18 protein-coding genes are annotated in these 21,418 nt (G+C 38.1%); 8 read left to right on the top strand and 10 right to left on the bottom strand.

Annotated elements, in window-relative coordinates:
* Window positions 1–8 precede the first annotated feature (8 nt).
* Together Q0954_RS22745 and Q0954_RS22740 are read right to left on the bottom strand one after the other, a co-directional pair.
* On the bottom strand, window positions 9–1,286 hold the full coding sequence (locus tag Q0954_RS22745; protein ID WP_299460776.1) for a DUF2586 family protein: 1,278 nt from the start codon (window positions 1,284–1,286) through the stop codon (window positions 9–11).
* Window positions 1,287–1,318: 32 nt separating this feature from the next.
* Window positions 1,319–1,807 (bottom strand): hypothetical protein, encoded by a 489-nt coding sequence (locus Q0954_RS22740; protein ID WP_299460774.1) that lies wholly within the window; start codon window positions 1,805–1,807, stop codon window positions 1,319–1,321.
* An 806-nt stretch (window positions 1,808–2,613) separates the two neighbouring features.
* Between Q0954_RS22740 and Q0954_RS22735 the strand changes: the two genes are divergently transcribed.
* Together Q0954_RS22735 and Q0954_RS22730 are read left to right on the top strand one after the other, a co-directional pair.
* Window positions 2,614–3,162 (top strand): GNAT family N-acetyltransferase, encoded by a 549-nt coding sequence (locus Q0954_RS22735; RefSeq protein ID WP_299460772.1) that lies wholly within the window; start codon window positions 2,614–2,616, stop codon window positions 3,160–3,162.
* A gap of 485 nt (window positions 3,163–3,647) precedes the next feature.
* Window positions 3,648–3,887: a hypothetical protein gene (locus Q0954_RS22730; RefSeq protein WP_299460770.1), complete on the top strand. Its 240-nt coding sequence runs from the start codon at window positions 3,648–3,650 to the stop codon at window positions 3,885–3,887.
* 103 nt (window positions 3,888–3,990) lie between these two features.
* On the opposite strand, the gene Q0954_RS22725 is transcribed toward Q0954_RS22730, so the two are convergent.
* Window positions 3,991–6,186 carry a tetratricopeptide repeat protein gene (locus tag Q0954_RS22725; protein ID WP_299460768.1) on the bottom strand — a complete coding sequence of 732 codons (2,196 nt, stop codon included), beginning with the start codon at window positions 6,184–6,186 and terminating at the stop codon, window positions 3,991–3,993.
* Between the two features lie 321 nt (window positions 6,187–6,507).
* On the opposite strand from Q0954_RS22725, the gene Q0954_RS22720 reads away from it, so the two are divergent.
* Both Q0954_RS22720 and Q0954_RS22715 read left to right on the top strand, forming a co-directional pair.
* Entirely contained in the window at window positions 6,508–7,296 is a 789-nt protein-coding gene (locus Q0954_RS22720; protein ID WP_299460766.1) for an isochorismatase family protein, read from the top strand.
* A gap of 294 nt (window positions 7,297–7,590) precedes the next feature.
* Complete coding sequence (locus Q0954_RS22715; RefSeq protein WP_299460764.1) at window positions 7,591–8,265, top strand: vWA domain-containing protein; 675 nt, start codon at window positions 7,591–7,593, stop codon at window positions 8,263–8,265.
* A gap of 70 nt (window positions 8,266–8,335) precedes the next feature.
* Here the strand turns inward: Q0954_RS22715 and dnaK are convergent, their stop codons facing one another.
* The 3 genes from dnaK to Q0954_RS22700 form a co-directional block, all read right to left on the bottom strand.
* Window positions 8,336–10,273, bottom strand: a complete 1,938-nt coding sequence (gene dnaK / locus Q0954_RS22710; protein WP_299460762.1) for a molecular chaperone DnaK — start codon at window positions 10,271–10,273, stop codon at window positions 8,336–8,338.
* A 381-nt stretch (window positions 10,274–10,654) separates the two neighbouring features.
* A complete protein-coding gene (locus Q0954_RS22705) occupies window positions 10,655–11,917 on the bottom strand; it encodes an aspartyl protease family protein (protein ID WP_299460760.1) in 1,263 nt (420 codons plus the stop codon).
* Between the two features lie 650 nt (window positions 11,918–12,567).
* Window positions 12,568–14,751 (bottom strand): S9 family peptidase, encoded by a 2,184-nt coding sequence (locus Q0954_RS22700; protein WP_299460758.1) that lies wholly within the window; start codon window positions 14,749–14,751, stop codon window positions 12,568–12,570.
* 174 nt (window positions 14,752–14,925) lie between these two features.
* On the opposite strand from Q0954_RS22700, the gene Q0954_RS22695 reads away from it, so the two are divergent.
* The 4 genes from Q0954_RS22695 (at window position 14,926) to Q0954_RS22680 (ending at window position 17,492) form a co-directional block, all read left to right on the top strand.
* Window positions 14,926–15,624, top strand: coding sequence for a DUF2927 domain-containing protein (locus Q0954_RS22695; protein WP_299460756.1), 699 nt, complete (start codon window positions 14,926–14,928; stop codon window positions 15,622–15,624).
* Between the two features lie 150 nt (window positions 15,625–15,774).
* Window positions 15,775–16,086: a thioredoxin gene (trxA, locus tag Q0954_RS22690; protein WP_299460754.1), complete on the top strand. Its 312-nt coding sequence runs from the start codon at window positions 15,775–15,777 to the stop codon at window positions 16,084–16,086.
* 34 nt (window positions 16,087–16,120) lie between these two features.
* The gene (locus Q0954_RS22685; protein ID WP_299460753.1) at window positions 16,121–16,468 is read left to right on the top strand and encodes a carboxypeptidase-like regulatory domain-containing protein; all 348 of its coding nucleotides are present in this window, start codon (window positions 16,121–16,123) and stop codon (window positions 16,466–16,468) included.
* Window positions 16,469–16,559: 91 nt separating this feature from the next.
* Window positions 16,560–17,492 (top strand): hypothetical protein, encoded by a 933-nt coding sequence (locus tag Q0954_RS22680; RefSeq protein ID WP_299460751.1) that lies wholly within the window; start codon window positions 16,560–16,562, stop codon window positions 17,490–17,492.
* A gap of 129 nt (window positions 17,493–17,621) precedes the next feature.
* On the opposite strand, the gene tsf is transcribed toward Q0954_RS22680, so the two are convergent.
* The 4 genes from tsf to rplM form a co-directional block, all read right to left on the bottom strand.
* The gene (gene tsf, locus Q0954_RS22675) at window positions 17,622–18,452 is read right to left on the bottom strand and encodes a translation elongation factor Ts (RefSeq protein WP_299460749.1); all 831 of its coding nucleotides are present in this window, start codon (window positions 18,450–18,452) and stop codon (window positions 17,622–17,624) included.
* Between the two features lie 962 nt (window positions 18,453–19,414).
* Window positions 19,415–20,233 carry a 30S ribosomal protein S2 gene (gene rpsB, locus Q0954_RS22670; protein ID WP_299460747.1) on the bottom strand — a complete coding sequence of 273 codons (819 nt, stop codon included), beginning with the start codon at window positions 20,231–20,233 and terminating at the stop codon, window positions 19,415–19,417.
* Between the two features lie 12 nt (window positions 20,234–20,245).
* Complete coding sequence (locus Q0954_RS22665) at window positions 20,246–20,764, bottom strand: 30S ribosomal protein S9 (protein WP_299460745.1); 519 nt, start codon at window positions 20,762–20,764, stop codon at window positions 20,246–20,248.
* 46 nt (window positions 20,765–20,810) lie between these two features.
* Window positions 20,811–21,260: a 50S ribosomal protein L13 gene (gene rplM / locus Q0954_RS22660; protein WP_002698364.1), complete on the bottom strand. Its 450-nt coding sequence runs from the start codon at window positions 21,258–21,260 to the stop codon at window positions 20,811–20,813.
* Window positions 21,261–21,418 lie beyond the last annotated feature (158 nt).

Below are 21,418 nucleotides of genomic sequence, written 5' to 3'. Positions count from 1 at the left end.
GGCTTTAATTAACTAGGGTTATCCAATGAAATAATAGTTTCGATTACGTCTACACTTCCGGTAGGAACAATAGACTGATTGATGACTACCTTTTTGGTAGACAACACGTTTTGGGTAGGGTCAATGCTGATTTCTACACTTGAAATTTCGGGCAAACGCGTAGGGTCAGGGTTTTCTAACATTTCGTCGGTAATGGCACGGTTAATCACGTCTTTGAAACGTTCTACTACCGAGGGTAGCAGCTGGCCAGTACTGCCATCTACTTGAATAGTCGCTTTCAAGAAATTAAGGAAAGTAGCACGGGTAATGCGAGCAGCCTTGTTTGCCACCCGGTTCAACGACAAACGGCTATTGCTCTTGGTGGCATCTTCGCAGGTATTATCGTTTACAAAATAAAAGCCTGAATAGCCCGCATAACGATCTATAAAAGTGTACCCTTTGTTATGCAGCAGGTTGAGGTCTTCATCGGTAAAAGTATTGAGGCTGGCACCTCCCGAAAACTCCACCGCTTCTACTGGCAGATTGTCTTTGGTTTGAAACAAAGGAGGAACCGTCAAGCGTCCAATGTTTTGGTTTACCTGAATACTGGCAGCCTTGCCCAACGCCAATCCCAGGGCAGCAAAGGTAGCGGCACCAGTGTGACCATCGGTAGTAAGCTTTGCACTACGGTTGGCGTCGCGGCTTGATACCACCATGACATTACCACTGTTTAAGCCTCTAAGGTCTGCAGCAGCAGTAGCCGCCCCCGAAAACTTGCGATTTTCTAAAATAACCTCTATAGGTCTGCTTCGGTTAAACTGTTTATCGGCAAACGTATTTGCCAACGGAATAGCCGCTTGTAAGTCGGTGCTCACCGCTGTAGTATGATCTTCAGCGTAGTCGGGATTGAGGGCTACTCCCAAGAGTTTGATCTCTCCCGCTTGTTTCTGAAGATAAGCCTTCAACGTTGTATTACTCGCTTCGCTGTCGGTAAACAGCTGAGCTAAAGTAGTAGTCGCTGGCACAAATAACACATGTAAAGTAGTACCATTTGCCAAAGCAAAAAAATCTTTGACATGCTCCCATACCAACACATTGTTGCTTAGGTCGGCAGCCGCTGTAATACCTACATCTTCGGCTCCTTTGAGCGATGTAAACACAAAGTCCTCTATAGTGGGTGGATCATTGCTCACATTGTCAGTGTAAGTAGTAGGGGCAGAAACCACCAGTAAACTAATGCCATCTTGACTGGTAGGCACCCCTAAACTGGTTACTTCTTTTTTAACAATTAAACTAGGTCGTTGCATAATGTAGTATTATTAGTCTAAATACATTGAACTTATTTTATTTTCGCTTTGACATCCGACACTGCCGATCGCCCAAGTTCGTTTTCAATACGTTTAGTATCATCGTTGATCGTAGTTACAAATTGTAATGTATCTATCATCAAATTATTGCGTACCTGATTGGCTTGTTCTCTCAATCGGGTAAAGTTGAAAAAGCTACTTGAGTTTGCATCTTGCAATGCCAGGTATACTTTGTTGGGAAAATCTAAAAGAGTGGCAATGGTTGCCTGGGCAGGTGTTGTTGCTGTACTCAGATCTGCGTGTTGCTGTACCACATATATATCTACTACACATTCGCCATACTGCAAGCCTTGTCCTTCGTCTTGGTAGTTTGTTTCTCCAAAACTGATCAGTGCCAACGGAAAACTTAAACCTGTCAAGTCAGGCTGATCTAATTGCCCTCTTTCTAAATCTACTTGCTGTAGCTCAGGTACTTGTGTGTTGAGAAGCGATGCAATATGAAGAAACAGTTGACCTTTCATTTGAATGCTAGTTATAGGATTTACTTATTGATATTTTGTGAGTGTTTGCTTTTATAAGGTAAACAAATAGAGGAGGGAATAACAAAACCATACCTATTATCATACAGGCACGTTGGTGACAAATGAAGCGTATACTTCGCAAAAGTGGAAAGGTAGAGGTTCATAGGGCTTGATACTTAAGAAACTTTCAATGTAACTTAACTACCTAAAAGTATAAAAATCAAATGTAAACACAAAAATATATCATATTATTTACAAGCATATTTTAGCTTTCTTTGAAATACTACATCAAGAAAAACAGCTTGCTAAACAACTAAGCAAATCTGAGTAAAACTACAAAAACAACCCTTTACACAAAACGAAGTCTTTAATCAGGGGTACTTTTCGAAAAACAGTTCTATATTGTACTAAATAAAACTTTTGGCAGGAAGGTAAGTGTTTGGTTAAACTTTACAGGATAGCTAAAAAAATTGCAATGTAACTTATCTATTGTTTATACAACAAAAAAATTATTATACTGAGGTTACGCAGACCTACTTATTTTGATGGTTAGATGACTTTATTGCTAAATGGTTGGGCTATGCATCGCGCAACCATAAAACAATAAAGTCATCAAACAATATAAACAAGCAGACTTGGAAATTACTGCGTAACATCAGTTATTATACATACATTCATAACAAAACAAACAGATAGTCTGAATTAACACCTACTCAGATGTGCTTACTCCTGTCTACTTTTAGTTTTACAAAACCCCACAAAAGCTTATCTTCGTAAAGATTCAGGAACAACTAAAACAACAAACTTTGATAAAGATAACGCCTCACCTGGTACTCAACGAAATTGATATACAGGATCAACCTAATCTGCTACGCCTTATGCATCAGGTATACCCACAAACGTATGCTCACTTGTGGCAAGACCAAGGCACAAATTATATAAATACAGTATACGGACTGGAAAATTTCCAACAGGAACTACAAGACCCGAACTCTTTGTACTGTTTTGTAGTGTATGATGAAACAATAGTAGGCATATTACGCTTGCTAGACAATGCTTCTTTAGTTGATTTACCAAATGAGCCTGCTACCAAACTACACCGAATTTATATAGACAATAATGTAAAGGGAAAAGGCATAGGTAAAGCCCTCATAGACTGGACCACCCAAAGGGCAGCAAAGCAAGGACACACTATAGTATGGTTAGAAGCTATGGACACACAAGAGGCAGCCATTGGCTTTTACGAAAAACAAGGTTTTAGTATTTCAGGCAAAGATAGGTTAGAGCTTGATTTATTGTACCCTCACCTCAGGGGAATGTATAGAATGTGGAAACACGCTATCAAGATGATATAGTGGGTGAATGCTCGGAAATTGCAACGTAGGAAAAACCCAAATATTATCAATTAGCATATACTTAACAAAGTATAAAAAGTACCTTTACATATTCTTTTTAAGCATAGAATGGTACAATTATAACCAAAAACAAGTATTTATTAATAATATTAACAAATTTTCATCCCGCTTATACTTTTACACGCCGCCAAATATTATCTACAAAAAATCTACTAAATAGAGCATTACTAAATATTTTTAATCAAAAAAAACTAAATTTTACAAATTTTATTCCATAATCAACACAAAAGGTCTTCACGCTAAAACACCCAAATATTCTCAGTAAAACACCCTTTACCTTCAATTCTTACAAGCGTGCATTTAAATATTTTTTTACCCTAAAAAGACGCTTACTTTCTGTAACCTTTAAGTATACAAGGGAGTATAAAAGACAAAACATATCAATAATTGATTTAATTAATTTTTTACAAATCACGAATACCAATATGACGAACGACTTGAATAATAATTGGACAGTATTATCAATTGAAGAAATGAATCAGGTAAAAGGAGGAATGGATGGAGAAGACCCAACAGCTTTTGCTCAACAAAACCCTGATGCTTTCATGGATTTGTGGCAAAATGATCCTCAAAAAATGAGACATTGGTATCAAGAAGCAGGCTATAGCCGTCGCCAGATGAGACGCCACCTAAGATGGTTTATGCGTAACTATGGTAGTTGCTAAACAACAAAACAAACACTTGAAAATATATCACCTCACAATTTTTGTGAGGTTTTTTTGTGTCCACACCTAAAAGTAAAGTAATCCTATATATAAATAACAGTCATCAGCTTAGCCTAAACCCCGCCACCAACATATCATCCATTTGTTCAAACCCACCCGCCTCCATCCAATCATTGATGGTTTCTTCTACTTGACGACGTTGCTCTTGCATGGAAAGTGCTGAAATATAAAAAATCAATTCTTGCATCCTCGATCGTAAAAACTTTTTACCTCGATCGCCCCCAAACTGATCGCGGTAACCATCGGTATACAAGTAACACATCACGGGGGCATCGGCATAAGAAATGGTGTGGGCGGTGAACCCTTCTTGCGACTTGGGCATATCGCCCCCTACCGAAGTGTGGTCAGGTGCTATCCGGGTGCGTTCATCATCTTTTACATACACTAAGGCACTATTAGCACCAGCATATTGAATGGTCTTGTCATTGGGGTCTATCACACACAACGAAATATCCATGCCATCGGTGTTTTCGCTTACTTCCTGGTTCAACACTTTGCGTACTCCTTTATGAAGTTTGTTTAAAATTATATCGGGTTGGGTAATTTGCCTTGCCTTGACCAAATCATTGAGCAAATCGTTGCCAATCATACTCATAAATGCCCCTGGCACTCCATGTCCAGTACAATCTGACACCGAAATCACATACTTTGTTTTACCAGTTTGCTCGTTTTTAACCATCGCAAACCAATAAAAATCGCCACTGACAATGTCACGGGGTTGGTAAAAAATAAAATGTTCAGGAATGGCAGAGGAAATTTCTTCGGATAAGGGCAAAATAGCGGTTTGTATTTTGCGGGCGTAGTTGATGCTATCACGAATGTCTTTGTGTTGTTGTTCCAACATATCGCGTTGGGCAAGTATTTCTTCGGTTTTCACTTCTATCTCTTGCTTTTGCAACAACAACACCTGATTGGTACGTTGTTTACGTTGGTTGCTTTGGTACAACACCATTGCCAACATAATCAACAATAAAGCACCAAAAGTAATCGCAGCAATCAGGTTATTTCTTTGCTGTAACAGTGCTTTGTTTTTAATGTCTTCGTTTTTTAAATACTTGTTTTCTTGTTCTTTCTTTTCATCTTTATATTTAGCCTCCATTTCTGCAATTTGCTGAGACTTTCTAGTGTTAAAAACACTGTCGTTAAAAGCCTTGTATTGCTGAAAATAATCAAGTGCTATTTTATAATCACCTGCTTGTTGGTAAATATTAGATAAAGAAAGGGTAATTTCAATTATACGATGCTTTGCTTTTATATTTTTTGCAATTGTTAGCGCTTCTTTTCCGTTTTGATAAGCATTTTTATAATCTCCTTTAGCAGCATAAGCCTCAGCCAAATATTGTAAAGGGTATGTCTGATTTTTTTTTAAGTCAAGCTGCTTATAAATAACTAGTGCCTGACCTTGATTAACAATGGCTTTATCAAGTTTTTGCTGCTTTGCAAACACATATCCTATATTAGATAAGGCAATAGCAACACCTCTCCGATCGTTTAGCCTTTCTTTAATTTTCTTATATAAATTGTAGTAGTAAAGGGCAGTGTCTGGCTTGTTTGAATCAGCGTATACATTTCCCAAATTATTGTAATCAATCGCCAAACTCTTCTCAATATTTAGCCTCTTATGAATTTTTAATGCCTTTTTATGATAACTCAATGATTGATCATACTTCTGTTGTTTATAGTACAACATACCTATGCTTGCCGCAGTATTAGCAATCCCTGGCTTATTTTTTAATGCCTCATATATTTTTATTGCCTTCAGGAAATAGCTAAGGGACTTAGGAAAATCACCTGTATTCCTATAACCAATGCCAAACTCCCGTAAACTCTCTGCTAACCCAATAGAATCTTTTAACTTTGTCCATCTAGTATAAGCCTTTTCTTGGTGTAAAATAGCCTCATTATATTTCCCTAAAATCCTGTATACTCTTCCTTGGTTAAAATATGACAAAGCTACTCCCTTTGGAAAATCAAGCTTTTCTGATAAAGTTACCGCTCTTTTCCCATATACCAACGCATTTTTAGAGTCGTTTGCACGGCATAAATAACACAATCTATTCAATACATTTACTTTATTGGTATCATCGGGTAGGGTTTGGAGAAGTTGGAGCAGGCTGTCTTTCTCGGCAAGGCGTTGAGAAAAAACTGGGGAAGTAAAAACACATACTAGTAGCCACCACTTCAACCCCCAAAGGGTTAGTTTTTGTAAAGGTAATGGGCTATAGTAATGATTTACCATAAAATAGATTCTAAATATGTATAGATAACTGCAGTAATATAAAAAAATTGTTACTAAAAATAAAGTATTTCGCAGATGCGGTACAAACCCTGACTTGTACCAGTAATTTGTTTGTTTAGTCATTAACAAAATAGTACGGGGTTGCACAGGAAGCTTAAAAACCATCACAGCTGGAGAGTAGGCGATTAAAACTCTTCTTTTTTTTGTTTAATTCAAACTTCTTCACGTAATTATTCCAGCTGTAAACTACAACATACAAACTCGCTAACTACAGTGGGTTATTACAGCCTAACTATTCATTCATTACTAAACCAATCATTTATGGCAAACAAAAATGCGCTGTTAATTATTGATGCTCAATATGATTTTTGCCACCCTAATGGAGCACTTTATGTGCCTGGTGCCGAAAAAGACATGGAACGCCTAAGTAAGCTTATCAACGATCAAGCCGACAAGGTAGACCATATTTGTGTTACACTAGATTCGCATCCAGTCAATGACATTTCTCACCCTGGGTTTTGGCAAGACAAAGATGGTAACCCTCCAGCACCTTTCACTATTATTAGCCTTAAGGATGCTCAAGGGGGCAAATGGACTCCAAGGTTTTACCCTGAAAAAGTGCTCAAGTACCTGCAAGACTTAGAAGCACAGGGAGAGTTTCCTCATTGTATCTGGCCAGAGCATTGTCTGATAGGTTCTAAGGGTAGTGCTTTGGATGACAACCTTATGAGCGCCTTACAACACTGGACACGACGCGGTAAGTTTTACCAGGCTGTTACCAAAGGTACTTATCCATTAACTGAGCATTTTGGAATTTTTATGGCTCAAATTCCGGTAGCCGATCGCCCCGAAACCCAGCTTAACCAGAGTTTGGTAAAAACACTAGAAAATTTTCAGAATGTATATGTGGCAGGTCAGGCACGTTCACACTGTGTGGCTACCAGTATAAAGCAGGCTTTGGACTATGCCCCCGGTTTAGCCGACAAAATGATCATTATTGAAGACTGTATGTCAGACGTACCCAATATGGGACATTTGGGTGACCCAATTTATGATGAAGCCAAAAAACGTGGATTACGTTTTGTAAAATCTGACCAGGTGCAACTATAAAAAATTACTATTAAACACCAAGACAAAATTAAACACATCTCAGGAGCAGGTATAGCTACCAAACTATAAGGAATTGTTCAAAAATAAATTTACACTCTGAGGGGTGATTTTTCGCCTTGATACTTCGTTATTTTTATTGCCCGTAGCGCTGCTATGGGCGCAAAAAATAGCCTCGTCTCAAAACAAAACCTCTACCTCAAGAATGGTAATTTAATTTCTCACCATTCCTAAGTGAGTTATCCCTACTTGCAGCTACTTAAAAACATAGGTACACGTACTATAAAACCTACAATTATGAGCGATTTTGATGCAATAGATTTTAATCTCAATTTTAATAATTTCAACCCTGATGAGGTACAGGTTGACGAAACTATCAATGCAGTGTTCATTATAGATATTTCGCCTTCTATAGCTTCTTATGAGAAAGACCTCAATCACGCTTTCAACGATTTTACCCAAACCATGCAAAAGTCGCACGTGGCAGACCAATTGATGGTATCGGTCATAGAGTTTAACAATGATGTACACGTAAAAAGTGGTTTTCAACCCATTAAGAGCATTCCCACTATTCAGTTTAAGCCTTCAGGGGTAGGTACTGCCTTATATGATGCCACAGCTCAAGGGTTAAAAATGGCCATGGATTACCGCGAAAATCTGGAAGCGTCTGGAGTGATGACCAAAACATTGTTGTTTATCATTACTGATGGAATGGACAATAGCTCTAATACACCTGCCAAAACCGTAAAAACCAAGATAAATGAGGTGATTGCCGAAGAGCAAAACGCTTTTTCATTTACCACTATTTTATTTGGGGTGGGTAATGCAGCTCAATTTGAACAAGCCCAAAAAGAGATGGGTGTACAACATTTGGCAAAAGTGGGTACATCGGGAGATGAAATAAGAAAGATGATTAACTTTATCAGTCAATCTATTAGCAGCACCGCCAACAACACACAAATCACTTTTTAGGTTACTTCCAAAAAAGAAAAACCGAAGCTTTCGCTTCGGTTTTTTATATACTCAAAGTGATTTAGATCAATTACTTCTTGTCTTTATCACCATCTACCTCTTCGTAATCAACGTCTGTAACATCCTCTTTGCCATCACCGTTTGCGTTGGCATTTGGATCACCTCCACCAGGGTTGCCAGCATCAGCACCAGGTTGTTCTTGTTGTGCCTGATACATTTCCTGAGAAGCAGCCGACCAAGCATCGTTCAGAGCCTTAGTAGCCAAGTCAATACCACTTACATCTTGAGCCTCATGTGCTTTTTTCAAGTCTGCCAAAGCAGTTTCGATAGGCGCTTTTTTATCCGCTGAAATTTTGTCACCAAATTCAGTCAATTGTTTTTGAGTTTGGAAAATCAATGAATCAGCCGCGTTCATTTTATCAATTTTTTCACGCTCTTCTTTGTCAGTAGACTCATTGGCTTTTGCCTCTGCACGCATTCTTTCAATCTCTTCTTGAGAAAGCCCCGAAGAAGCTTCAATACGAATACGTTGCTCTTTACCTGTACCTTGATCTTTGGCCGATACATTCAAAATACCATTGGCATCAATGTCAAAGGTTACTTCGATTTTAGGTACTCCACGAGGAGCCGGAGGAATATCACCTAAGTGAAAACGTCCAATTGATTTGTTGTCTTTTGCCAACGGGCGCTCACCTTGTAATACATGAATATCTACAGAAGGTTGATTGTCGGCCGCTGTAGAGAATGTTTCAGATTTTTTGGTAGGAATAGTCGTATTTGACTCAATCAATTTAGTAAATACACCATTCAAAGTTTCAATACCCAAAGATAGCGGCGTAACATCTAGTAATAGTACGTCTTTTACATCCCCGGTTAAAACTCCTCCTTGGATAGCTGCACCTACTGCCACTACTTCGTCAGGGTTTACCCCTTTTGAAGGTTTTTTACCAAAAAACTTCTCAACTTCTTCCTGAATTTTTGGAATACGGGTAGATCCCCCTACCAAAATTACTTCATCAATATCAGATGCACTCAAGCCAGCGTCTTTCATAGCCTCTTTGCAAGGCTCCAAAGTACCACGAATCAAGTCATCAGTTAATTGTTCAAACTTAGAACGGCTCAACTGACGTACCAAGTGCTTAGGCACACCATCTACTGGCATAATATACGGCAAGTTAATATCAGTAGAAGTAGAGCTTGATAATTCAATTTTGGCTTTTTCTGCTGCATCTTTCAAGCGTTGCAAAGCCATAGGGTCTTTTCTAAGGTCAAGTCCTTCGTCTTTTTGAAACTCTTCAGCCAACCAGTCAATTACCCTTTCGTCAAAGTTGTCACCACCCAAGTGTACATCACCATTGGTAGATTTTACTTCAAAAACACCGTCGCCTAACTCAAGGATAGAAATATCAAATGTACCTCCACCTAAGTCAAACACCGCAATTTTCATATCTCTGTCGCGCTTGTCCATACCATAAGCCAATGCCGCAGCAGTAGGCTCATTGATAATACGCTTTACTTCTAAACCAGCAATTTGTCCGGCTTCTTTGGTTGCCTGACGCTCTGCATCGTTGAAATAAGCAGGTACTGTAATCACAGCTTCTGTTACTTCTGTTCCCAGATAGTCTTCTGCTGTTTGCTTCATCTTTTGCAAAGTCATTGCAGAAATCTCCTGAGGAGTATATAAACGGTCACCAATGCGGATACGGGGAGTATCGTTTGCACCGCTTTCTACTTTGTAAGGTACACGTCCAATTTCATTGCTTACCTCCTGATAACGTTTACCCATAAAGCGTTTGATAGAGTAAACCGTGTTCTGAGGGTTTGTAATAGATTGACGCTTTGCCGGATCACCTACTTTTCGCTCACCTTTACCCTGATCCAAAAACGCGACAATAGAAGGGGTTGTACGTCTTCCTTCACTATTTTGGATTACTACCGGCTCAGAGCCTTCCATCACAGCTACACAGGAGTTGGTAGTACCTAAGTCAATACCTATGATCTTTCCCATTTTATTAGTAATTATATTTTAGAGTAATTTTTTTTGTGATTTTGATTTAAAACCAGGCTATGATGGTAGTGATAGTTATAGATTATATCTGTATGCCCATCATCCACTTCCTAAGTTTACACTTGGGTATTGATCAATGCTTGTGCCAAGCCCCCAGAAGCTAAAAAACGTGTCAAAATGACATTTTTAACCACACAAATTACTCATAAAACACTGTAAATTCGGACATATTGAACTAATATAGCGTATCTGGTGCTTCAAAATACGCCAAAATAGCCCTATACATGGTTGATGTTTCATCTTCAAATTGTCAGGATCGAACAAAAAAAGTCAGGCAATGTATACCTGACTCCTTTGTATAATGACAATATCACTGTAAGCCTACAATGATGTGGCCACCTTTAACTTAGCAATAATCAGCTCTCGCCCTCTCAGGGCATATATAAAGATTTTGTCTGCTTTTTTCTTATGATCATATAGCCTGCCATATACTTCTGAGATGTTCATGTTATATACAGGTTTTTTATCAATTGCCAATATCTGATCTCCTTTTCTCAGCCCTGCCTTCATTGCAGGGGAGTCTTCACGCATTTGTGCAATATAAAAAGTTTTGTACGTAGGAGCTTTGGCTATAATTTCCATTCCCAGTCTATTATAATCAAAGGGCTCTTTGAAATGACGATTGGGTCTAATAATCAAACGCTTATTGGGATAGTCTATAATGGTATGAAAACGTTTGATAATACCCAACCCTATGTTACCATTTCTGGGAGTAAAACCTTTCATAGAAACATAGGACGACGAGTCGGGAAATGAAGTAACCACCTGGGGTAAAGTATATTTCCCTAACTGTATTTGTTTTAGTTTACCCAGCTTACCTATAAGATTGCCGCTCAAGGTTGCCCCCAAATGAGATTTGATCGTTTTTGTGGGAAGGCTTATACCAGGGCTGGAGTTTTGATACAAGAGCAAAGCATGCCCTGCTCCTGTATCAAACACTAACTTTACTGGTGCTGCCTGTTTGTGATGCTCACACCACACCTTTGCCTCCAATATTGGTTTTTTAGCCTCTATCCTGATAGGCAACACTTCATGTTTTTTCTTTTTGCGATAGTTAAAACGTTCAGGGTTATAAAATGTAATCTTATGGTAATCATAATTAATTTTTACAATAAACTTGCTAAACAAGTCGTAACCAATAATGCCATGAATAGGAATTCCAGCATACCCCGAAAGGTTAAGTACATCTTCCTCAAGCACAATGACATATTGCTTGAGCGCGACTATATCCTTGAATATTCTTATAGACTCAATATTTGATACGTGTGCCTTAAGTCGGTTTTGCCTTGACACTCCGGCTACTTTAAGTTTTCGGAACATGGGCAAATCTAAAGCTAAAGCTACTGAGGGGTCAGTAATAAGGGTGCTACCTACACCAGTATCAAGAATAAAATTAAAAGATTTGGAACCATTAATTTGGACAGGAATTATAATCAGGTTATTGTATTGAGTGAAACTTCTTTTGAGTTTTTTGCGGTGGGGCTTCTTAAACTGAAACCCTTGATAATTTTGGGCTTGAATAAACTCTCCCGATAACAACGCAACTAAAAGCCCAAAGATTCGCATGTAGTTCGTAATGCTCATAGACTTAGAATAGGGTGATAATATAATAAATATAAGGTTTTATGGTAAAAAAACAAGCATAACTCAAACTAAATTACTTCCCTCAAATACAATTGTACCGCTTACAGGTATTTTTGTAGGCACTATCATACAGCTTATTGATTGTATTTTGAGGCTTGAGTATTTGGATATGCTTACTTTGTTGGTACTCTTATGACGCAACAGGGAACCCCCGCCCCTATATAAACCTTGGGTTAAAGAGTAAACGGTACACCTATACCTATTACAAAACCCTCATTATCAACCCTTTTACACAGAGTGTTATTTTCTTGTTAATCTATTGAGGGTAACAGCTATTCATCGCCTTACCAAGTATCCAGAAAAGCACTAAAGGCAAAACAAGGATGATCTCTAAAGACCACCCTTGTATATCATTAGAGCTTGTTTAAAATTCATCGAAAATCACGCTAAGGAATGGTGTAAAAATAAACTTCTATAGTAACGCTAAAATATTTTGTTGCTAGACGCGGTAAAAAATCGGCTAATAGCAGCGCTATTCGGCTATTTTTTAACAAAGTATAGCCTCAAAAGATGAGGTTAAGAATGTAAATTTATTTTGGTACCATTCCTAAGTACGAAAATTTAAACAAATTCTTACTTGACTTCAATAATTATAAATTTTTCAATAAAAAGTTAGTCATCATAGTATACAAATGAGGGCGAGCACCTTGACTAAATATGCTATGGGTACGATTGGGGTAATAAAAAGACTGAAATTGTTTACCTGCTTTAATCAGTGCATTTTGCAGTTCTACTGCATTCTGAAAATGTACATTATCATCGCCTGTGCCGTGTACCAATAAGTAATTGCCCTTGAGTTTGTTCACATGGTTCAACGGGGAGTTTTTGTCATAGCCCTTCGCGTTGTCCTGTGGGCGCTGCAAAAATCGCTCAGTATAAATAGTATCATAAAAACGCCAGGTAGACACTGGGGCTACTGCAATAGCTGCCTTAAATACATCTGCCCCTTTCATCAAGCATAAAGAAGACATATAACCACCATAGCTCCAGCCCCAAATACCTATTCGACTAGCATCTACATAAGGTTGTTTTGCTAAATATTTAGCTGCTTCTATTTGATCAATGGTTTCATAATAACCCAATTGTTTATAGGTTACGTGCTTAAAAGCTCTCCCTCTGCCACCTGTGCCACGGTTGTCTACACATACTACCATATAGCCTTTACTTGCCAATAACTGATACCAAAAAAAGTTGTAAGCATCCCAACTATCGGTTACTTGCTGTGACCCTGGTCCTCCATATACAAACATGAGCACTGGATACTTTTTATTTTTATCAAAGTTATGGGGTTTTATCATCCAACCATTCAATGATACGTTTTCGGAGGTTTTCAGATTAAAAAACTCTTTGTAACTAATTTGATAATTCTCCAGGCGTTTTTTCAGGCGTTTGTTTTCCTCTAATACCTGTAGCAGTTTACCCGATGGCGCTTCGTGTAAACTTACTCTTGTGGGTATAGCAGCTGCATTATAGGTATCAATATAGTATTTAAAATCAGGGCTAAAATTAATTCGATGGGTACCTTTAGCCTTGGTCATACGCACCTTTTTTCTTCCTTTTATATCAATTCGGTATAAATGCCGCTCTAAGGGTGATACTTCGGTAGAAGTAAAGTATAAAAGCTTACGTTTTTCATCAATGCCCGCCAAACTCCTCACTTCCCAATTGCCTTTGGTGATCTGACGAACCAATTTACCATTGAGCTTATATAAATAAATGTGCTTATATCCATCTCTTTCGCTGGTATGAATAAATTCTTTTCCATTTTTCAAATATGTCAGGTCATCTGTAAAATCTACATCCACATAAGTTTTACTTTCTTCGGTAAGTATTACCTGAGTTTTGCCAGTGTTGGCATTGGCATGCAACAATTCAAGTTTGTTTTGTAAACGGTTCAAACGTCGTATAGACAATAACTCAGGGTTTTGAGTCCACCTTAGGCGAGGTATATACATATCCTGCTCAGCGCCTATATCCATTTTTACACTTTTGGCAGTAGTCACATTGTATACCAGTATTTGTATCACAGCGTTGTCTTCGCCTGCTTTGGGGTATTTAAACCTGTAATCTATGGCATAGGGTTGCTTTTGCCCTCCCCAACGCTGCATATTATACTCTTTGACCTTGCTTTCGTCAAATTTATAAAACGCAATCCTTTTGCTATCGGGTGACCAAAAAAATGCTTTACTAAATGAAAACTCCTCTTCATATACCCAATCAGCGTTTCCATTAATGATGTGATTCCACTGACCATCGTTGGTGATTTGTGTTTCTTTTTTAGTCGCAAGATCTACTACAAACATGTTGTTATTGCGTACAAAGGCTACTTTACTGCCGTCGGGCGAAAAACTCGCGTGCAACTGTTTGCCAGGCTGATTGGTGAGCTTGTCTAGTTTTTTGGTGTTAATGTCGTATACATAATAATATGATTTAGACGAACGACGATAAATTGCCTCGGTCTGAGTAGCCAGCAACAACTTATCTTCTCTGGCACTTAAACCATAAGCATCAAAGCGCAACGACTTTCCTTCAAACAAGGTAGCCACTGCCTTACGGGTCTTGATGTCAAATTTGACTACTTTGTTTCCTTGACGGGTGGTATAGTATCGGCCATTCTTCATCCAGTTTACCCCTCTTACTCCTCGCGCAAAAAATTTAAACTGCCAAACATCTTCAACGGTGACGACCTTTTTTTGCTGCGCCTGAACATCTAACATTGGCAAGAGCAATCCCACCATTATCCACCAACATGATATATTGTATAATTTTCGCATAATTCTATACTTTAGTCCTCTTATATTATATTTTTTATAGTCGATTTAGAACATTTCGCCGACTTATTTGTAAAACAAATATAAAATCTTTTAACCAAAAACACAGTTTTACGTTTGACTGATCAAGGTTATACAATAATATTTTTACGAACATTACAAAATGCACCTCTCATAATGAATAATTTTTTAAACACCCTCTACTCTTACAAACTTGTTATAGGTTTGTGCAGTCTGATAGCACTGGTAACATCATCTACTACTTTTGCTCAAAGTTACTCCTCAGCAGTAAAAAAATACTTCAAAGAAATAGCTGTAGGCAGTGAATTTGGGAAGGGTCGCAAAATTGTGAAGTGGACAAAAGATATAAAAATATTTGTGATGGGTGAAAAAATACCCGCCCTGGAAACCGAACTCAATAAGATTATGGGGGAACTGAATCAACTGATACGCCCTGTCAGAATGCAAAGGGTTTTTAGTAAAACTCAAGCCAATTTTTTCATCTTTTTTGGTTCATCTAATGACTACATTAACAAAGTAGAACCCAACGCCCGAAGATACGCCAATCGCAACCTTGCCTTGTTTTATGTATATTTTACCCCGAAAAATAGTGTAGACAAAGGCAGTATGTATGTAAACACGAGTATGATGAAAGCCCCCGATACCCGCAAACACTTACTGAGAGAAGAACTTACTCAAGCCTTGGGGCTCATGAACGACTCACACAAATACGCGGAGAGTATTTTTTATCAAAAGTTTTCGCGTGCTACCCAATATGCCAGTATCGATAAACAACTTATCCAACTGCTTTACAGCAATAAAATTCGTCCTGGAATGAGTAAAACTCAGGTAGAACAAGTGCTTGCCACTTTATAACTCCCCTTTTTGCCCAAATAATACAAAAACTATCAAAACATCGATGATTGGTTTTGTAGAACAATCAAGTAAGTTTGTCGAAATAAAAGCAGACCTTTGAGCTTTTTGACAACTCTACTACACGGTTTTGCGTCATTACCCTAAAATTTTATGAAAAAGAGTTTTCACGATCTTATTACCAATCATGCCATACCTGTATTGGTAGACTTTTACGCTGATTGGTGTGCTCCTTGCCAAACAATGGCTCCTGTATTAAAAGCACTTGCCAGCGAGCTGGATAGTAAAATTAAAATCATAAAAATTGATGTAGAAAAAAATCAATCCATTGCTCAAAAATACCAGGTACAAAACATTCCTACGTTTATATTGTTTTATCAAGGCAATGTGCTTTGGCGACAATCAGGGGCAATGTCTCTGGCTGATTTTAAGCATCGGATTGAACAAATATTAACCAAATATTAATCATATTAGAATAATCACATAAACAACTTGAATTATGAAAAAACAATTCCTATTTCTGTTTTTCTTTGCATTTTTTTTAGCCGCCTCGACACAAATTCAGGCGCAGAGTCGTACAGTTAGTGGCACAGTAAAAGACATGGAAGGCAATGCCCTTTCTGGCATTACTGTCATGATCAAAGGCACTACAATTGGAGTTTCTACCAATAGCAATGGTAGATATTCCATCGCAGCTGGTGCAGGTTCTGTATTGGTATTTTCTAAACGGAAGTTCATCAAAGAAGAGATCAATTCGGGATCAGGTGGTACTATTGATGTAACATTATATCCTGATACCCGTAAAGGAAAACGCAAAAGAAAAAAAGCTATGAAGAAGAAAAAATAAGGAAATAAAATTAACCTTGTTACCTTAGTTCTTCTAAATTCGCAACCTATTTTTAAACCATATTTTTTAAACAATTTAAATTTCACAAACAATGACAAAATCATTGACTAAACTTTTTTCACTAATCGCAATAGCCAGTGTTATATTTTTTAGTAGCTGTAAAAAAAGCGAGGATGCAACAGTAACTGCTCCAACTGCTACCTTGGCAGATGCCAGCACAGCCACTAACCCTAGTTACGAGAAAGGTGATAAAATTACTTATAAATTAACTGCGGCTATTCCTGGCGGATTCAAGGCAGGAAGCGGTAAAAAAACGGTAGGTGGCGTTGACGCTCCTTTTACTTTGAGTGGCCTCAATGCGGGTGATACTGCTATCTCGGCTAATTTTACTATAGACGTAACCGAAGATGCTGGTACAGAAGTAACCATATCTGTAACACTCATAGACGACAGCGACCAAAATGTAACTGCAACCGCTAAATATACTGTAGCAGCTACTGGACAAGGTGGTGGTGGTAGTGTACCTTTATTGAGAGGTAAAGTGACTGTAAAACTAGGTGATATAAACTCTGCTGAGGGAAGTTATTTAGCAAGTTCTACTGGCACAGTATACAAAAGCGCTCAGGCAAAAGCTAACCAAAGTGTGATTGACATCACTTTTGGCACTGGTGGAACAAATAGTACAACTCAGTTTAAAGATAAAGCTATCATAGTATCACCAGATCAAAGAGCAGCAGAAGCACTAAATACAGGTAACCCTGCAATGGATGCACCTCGAACTACATTCTTTAAAGAAGAAACTAGTGGCCCTACTGATTTAGGTTCAGTAACGGCTCTTAATGTAGAAAATAACATTGCTAAATCTACTAGTAAAGTAGTAGAAATTGCTGCTGGCAAAACTTATAGTTTTGTTCAAGATGGTACCACTGGCAAGAAAGGTTATATTCGTGTAATCAGCATTACAGGTTCGGGTAGTCCAGCCTTTGACCGTGTAGCAGAAATTGAGTTTGTAGTTCAGCAATAGGCTCCATTACTTATTATCAAATATAAGAAAGCACCTCACTACTGGGGTGCTTTTTTTGTGGGTGCCTCAGGGCAGTATCCACAAAAAAAAGCCTGATAAACGTTGGTTTACCAGGCTTTTTCTATTTGCTTAACCAATAGACACTAGTTTGAAGGTATCTACTTTCAAGTCTTTGTTTACATCTGCCAATACCTGCTTGATAGTTTTAGAGCTATCTTTTACAAATTGTTGGTGCAACAAAGTGTTTTCTTTGTAGAATTTGTTCAATTTACCCATCGCTATTTTCTCCAAAATATTGTCAGGCTTTCCTTCTTTGCGGGCTTGCTCTTTTCCAATTTCTATTTCGCGTTGTTTTACCTCTTCAGGCACACCGGTTTCGTCTACCGACACAGGCTTCATTGCCGCAATTTGCATGGCAATGTCACGACCTACTCCAGCTACTTCGTCACCGTTGGCACCATTCAAAGCTACCAAAACACCGATTTTAGCATTATTGTGAATATAAGATACCACTTTATCAGCTTTTAATTGCTCATAAGCAGATACTTCTATTTTCTCACCAATCTTACCTATCAGATCAGTCAAGTGCTCTTCGATAGAGCGGCCATCGATGCTTAAGCCTTTCAAAGCAGCCAAATCAGCAGGGGCATTGTCAGTGGCTACTTTCAAAACCGCCTGACCAAGGTTTACAAAATCTTTGTTTTTTGCCACAAAGTCAGTTTCACAACTCAAGGCAACTAAAGTTGCTTGTTTACCGTCTTCTGTTTCATTTATAAATACTACCCCTTCGGTAGTCTCTCTATCCGCTCTTTTTGAAGATATTTTTTGTCCTTTTTTACGTAGGATGGTTACAGCTTCATCAAAATTGCCATTAGCTTCCTGAAGTGCTTTTTTACAATCCATCATACCTGCGCCAGTCATTTCGCGCAGTTTTTTTACGTCTTGTGCTGAAATAGCCATTTTCGTAATTTTATAAGGTTTGATAAAATAAAGATGAAGGAATGAAGTGTTTCATTCCGATATGTGCAAAAATAGTTGAATCAATGATAACATTGAAAACAAAAAAGCAAAACTTTGAATATTACAAATACAATAGTCCATAGTATTTAGTCGATAGTCCATAGCTGATTCAAGTAAATGTTTACCTTGTTAAATGCTGTAAACCAGCATTTTATATTGAGATTGTATGCTCACTTTATTTTTAAAAGTGTTTCGGTTTTATGCCTAAGGAATTGTTCAAAAATAAATTTACACTCTGAGAGGTGATCTTTCGCCTTGATACTTCGTTATTTTTATTGCCCGTAGCGCTGCTATGGGCGTAAAAAATAGCCTCGTCTCAAAACAAAACTTCTACCTCAAGAATGGTAATTTAATTTCTCACCATTCCTAAGGAACGGTGTCAAAATAAATACGCATTCTTAACCTCATCTTTTTTGGACATGCTTCGTTAAAAAAACTTGCCATAGCTATGGCTATGCCGCGTTTTTTGACCTCACCTGACCAAAAAATATTTCCTTAAACTATAGAACTTTATTTTTGCATCGTTCCTAAACACCCAATTAAATAGTTTTTAAATTCATAAATGACTGATAAACAGCAAACAACTTTGACTAAAATCACTGCGGAGTATTGAAACAGTAACTACGTTTTAACTTGATAAGTCGGGTAATGCTATAGGGCAACCTAAACTATTGTATCAAAAAAAAATCAACATTAGCTCTATTGACCCAATGTTGATTTAAGTAAGTTACTAGATATTTTTATATACGGGTAAGCAATAGCATAGACAATTGAAATTTAATATTTGCATCAAGTATTTTAAAAGTCTACTTGCCTATACCTGCCAGGTTTCCAAAACCTGGCAGGTATAAAACGCTATTTTATTAAAAATCTACTGACTTGCACTAATGCTTACCAAATATTTAGTCTGCTTTTTCGGCTTTTTCTGCCTTGTCAGCATTTTCTGTTTTTTCAGCTTTTGCTTCTTCTGCCTTCGCGTCTACCTGACGTTTAGCTTGCTCTTCTTTGGCTAACTTCTGCTCCTCTTTGTCCTTTTTTCTCTCGTTTAGCCCTTCTTCAATTGCCTTGCCTACTGTAGATGTAATCACTTGAATTGATTTAAATGCATCATCGTTGGCAGGTACTGGAAACTGTACAGCACCAGGGTTAGAGTTAGTATCTACCATAGCAAATACAGGAATACCTAACTTATGAGCTTCTGCAATAGCAATGTGCTCTCTCTTAACATCCACTACAAATAGTGCAGCAGGCAAACGGGTCAAGTCTGCAATACCACCCAATAGTCTTTCAAGCTTTTCGCGCTCACGAGTAATCATTAAACGCTCACGCTTTGCCATGTTTTTGAAAGCCTCTTCTTTCATCATTTTGTCCATTGAAGACATTTTCTTCAATGATTTACGCACTGTAGCAAAGTTAGTGAGCATACCACCCAACCAACGCTCAGTTACGTAAGGCATTCTTAGCCTCTTGGCTTCCTCAGCTACAATTTCTTGCGCTTGTCTTTTGGTTGCTACGAACATTACCTTTCTTCCAGCACGAACGATTTTAGCCAATGCATTGCATGCATCATCTAAGCATACCAAAGTTTTATTTAAGTCAATGATGTGGATGCCGTTTTTCTCCATAAACACGTATGGAGCAATTCTTGGGTCCCACTTGCGAGTTAAGTGTCCAAAGTGAACCCCTGCGTCAAGCAAATCTTTATATTCTACTCTACTCATGCTCTGATTGGTTTAACGTTTACTGAACTGGAATCTTCTACGTGCTTTTCTTCTACCATACTTCTTACGCTCAACCATGCGAGGGTCACGAATAAGTAGTCCTTCCTTTTTCAAAATCTCCCGATTGGCATCGGCATCTATCAGATGAGCATAATTTTGTTTATCAGGGTAGGTAAATACAGGTTGTTCTTCTGCATCTGTCGCAATCGCTCTTTTTTGCTCTTGAACGTCGCGTTGTTTTGCTTTTCCTTTATACGTCAATGCTCGGGCAATCGCATGTCTCAGAGCCTCTGCCTGTCCGGCAACACCGCCTCCTGTCACATTTGCACGAATGTCAAATTTTTCATTTGCATCTACGGCTACGATTGGCTGCTTTACAATAGTCTGTAAAACATCAGTAGGGAAATACTCAGCAAAGTCACGCTTGTTTACAGTGATCTGTCCAGATCCTTCCTGCAAATACACTCGTGCAATTGAGGTCTTTCTCCTCCCTATAGTATTGATAATTTTAACTTCTTTAACGTCTGTCATGAAATTCTTAGTTTTTCACCTGTTTTGGTGAACTTCTTTAAAAGAATTAGAATTTTAGTTCTATTTTACGGGGCTGTTGGGCCTCATGCTTGTGTTCACTACCTACATATACATGCATGTTGTGAAATACTTTTCTCCCCAAACGATTCTTGGGTAGCATCCCTCTTACTGCTTTTTCAATCAAAAGCGCAGGATTCTTAGCCATCAATTCATTAGGTGTAGTGAAACGTTGACCACCTGGGTAACCAGTATGTCTAACGTATTTCTTATCACTCCACTTCTTGCCAGTTAGGCGCACTTTTTCGGCGTTAATAATGATAACGTTGTCACCACAATCTACGTGAGGTGTGAAAGAAGGCTTGTTCTTGCCGCGCAAAACTTTTACAATTTCACTAGCCAAACGTCCCAACACTGCGCCCTCTGCGTCAATGATGACCCATTCTTTCTGAACAGTTTCTTTATTAGCCGAAATGGTTTTGTAACTTACCGTATCCACTTTTCTTCTCTATTTAAAACCAAATTGATATATAGTTTTCTAAAAAATGAGTGCAAAAATAGAATTTAATTTAGTGATATGCAACAATAGTCCATAGTATTTAGTCGATAGATACTATCTTAAAATTCAAGTTTTTTAATATAAATATTTCAATATTT

Origin of the sequence: uncultured Microscilla sp. (assembly GCF_947493425.1) — a bacterium.
In the GTDB taxonomy this organism is placed as follows: domain Bacteria; phylum Bacteroidota; class Bacteroidia; order Cytophagales; family Microscillaceae; genus Microscilla.
Note: the sequence above shows the minus strand (reverse complement) of the source record. Positions and strands in the feature narration are given on the sequence as shown.

What these genes read in the sequence shown, in the direction of transcription:
- Q0954_RS22745 (WP_299460776.1), bottom strand. Translation starts at nt 1,286, where the DNA reads ATGCAACGACCTAGTTTAATTGTTAAAAAAGAAGTAACCAGTTTAGGG.
- Q0954_RS22740 (WP_299460774.1), bottom strand. Translation starts at nt 1,807, where the DNA reads ATGAAAGGTCAACTGTTTCTTCATATTGCATCGCTTCTCAACACACAA.
- Q0954_RS22730 (WP_299460770.1), top strand. Translation starts at nt 3,648, where the DNA reads ATGACGAACGACTTGAATAATAATTGGACAGTATTATCAATTGAAGAA.
- Q0954_RS22725 (WP_299460768.1), bottom strand. Translation starts at nt 6,186, where the DNA reads ATGGTAAATCATTACTATAGCCCATTACCTTTACAAAAACTAACCCTT.
- Q0954_RS22720 (WP_299460766.1), top strand. Translation starts at nt 6,508, where the DNA reads ATGGCAAACAAAAATGCGCTGTTAATTATTGATGCTCAATATGATTTT.
- Q0954_RS22715 (WP_299460764.1), top strand. Translation starts at nt 7,591, where the DNA reads ATGAGCGATTTTGATGCAATAGATTTTAATCTCAATTTTAATAATTTC.
- dnaK (WP_299460762.1), bottom strand. Translation starts at nt 10,273, where the DNA reads ATGGGAAAGATCATAGGTATTGACTTAGGTACTACCAACTCCTGTGTA.
- Q0954_RS22705 (WP_299460760.1), bottom strand. Translation starts at nt 11,917, where the DNA reads ATGAGCATTACGAACTACATGCGAATCTTTGGGCTTTTAGTTGCGTTG.
- Q0954_RS22700 (WP_299460758.1), bottom strand. Translation starts at nt 14,751, where the DNA reads ATGCGAAAATTATACAATATATCATGTTGGTGGATAATGGTGGGATTG.
- Q0954_RS22695 (WP_299460756.1), top strand. Translation starts at nt 14,926, where the DNA reads ATGAATAATTTTTTAAACACCCTCTACTCTTACAAACTTGTTATAGGT.
- trxA (WP_299460754.1), top strand. Translation starts at nt 15,775, where the DNA reads ATGAAAAAGAGTTTTCACGATCTTATTACCAATCATGCCATACCTGTA.
- Q0954_RS22685 (WP_299460753.1), top strand. Translation starts at nt 16,121, where the DNA reads ATGAAAAAACAATTCCTATTTCTGTTTTTCTTTGCATTTTTTTTAGCC.
- Q0954_RS22680 (WP_299460751.1), top strand. Translation starts at nt 16,560, where the DNA reads ATGACAAAATCATTGACTAAACTTTTTTCACTAATCGCAATAGCCAGT.
- tsf (WP_299460749.1), bottom strand. Translation starts at nt 18,452, where the DNA reads ATGGCTATTTCAGCACAAGACGTAAAAAAACTGCGCGAAATGACTGGC.
- rpsB (WP_299460747.1), bottom strand. Translation starts at nt 20,233, where the DNA reads ATGAGTAGAGTAGAATATAAAGATTTGCTTGACGCAGGGGTTCACTTT.
- Q0954_RS22665 (WP_299460745.1), bottom strand. Translation starts at nt 20,764, where the DNA reads ATGACAGACGTTAAAGAAGTTAAAATTATCAATACTATAGGGAGGAGA.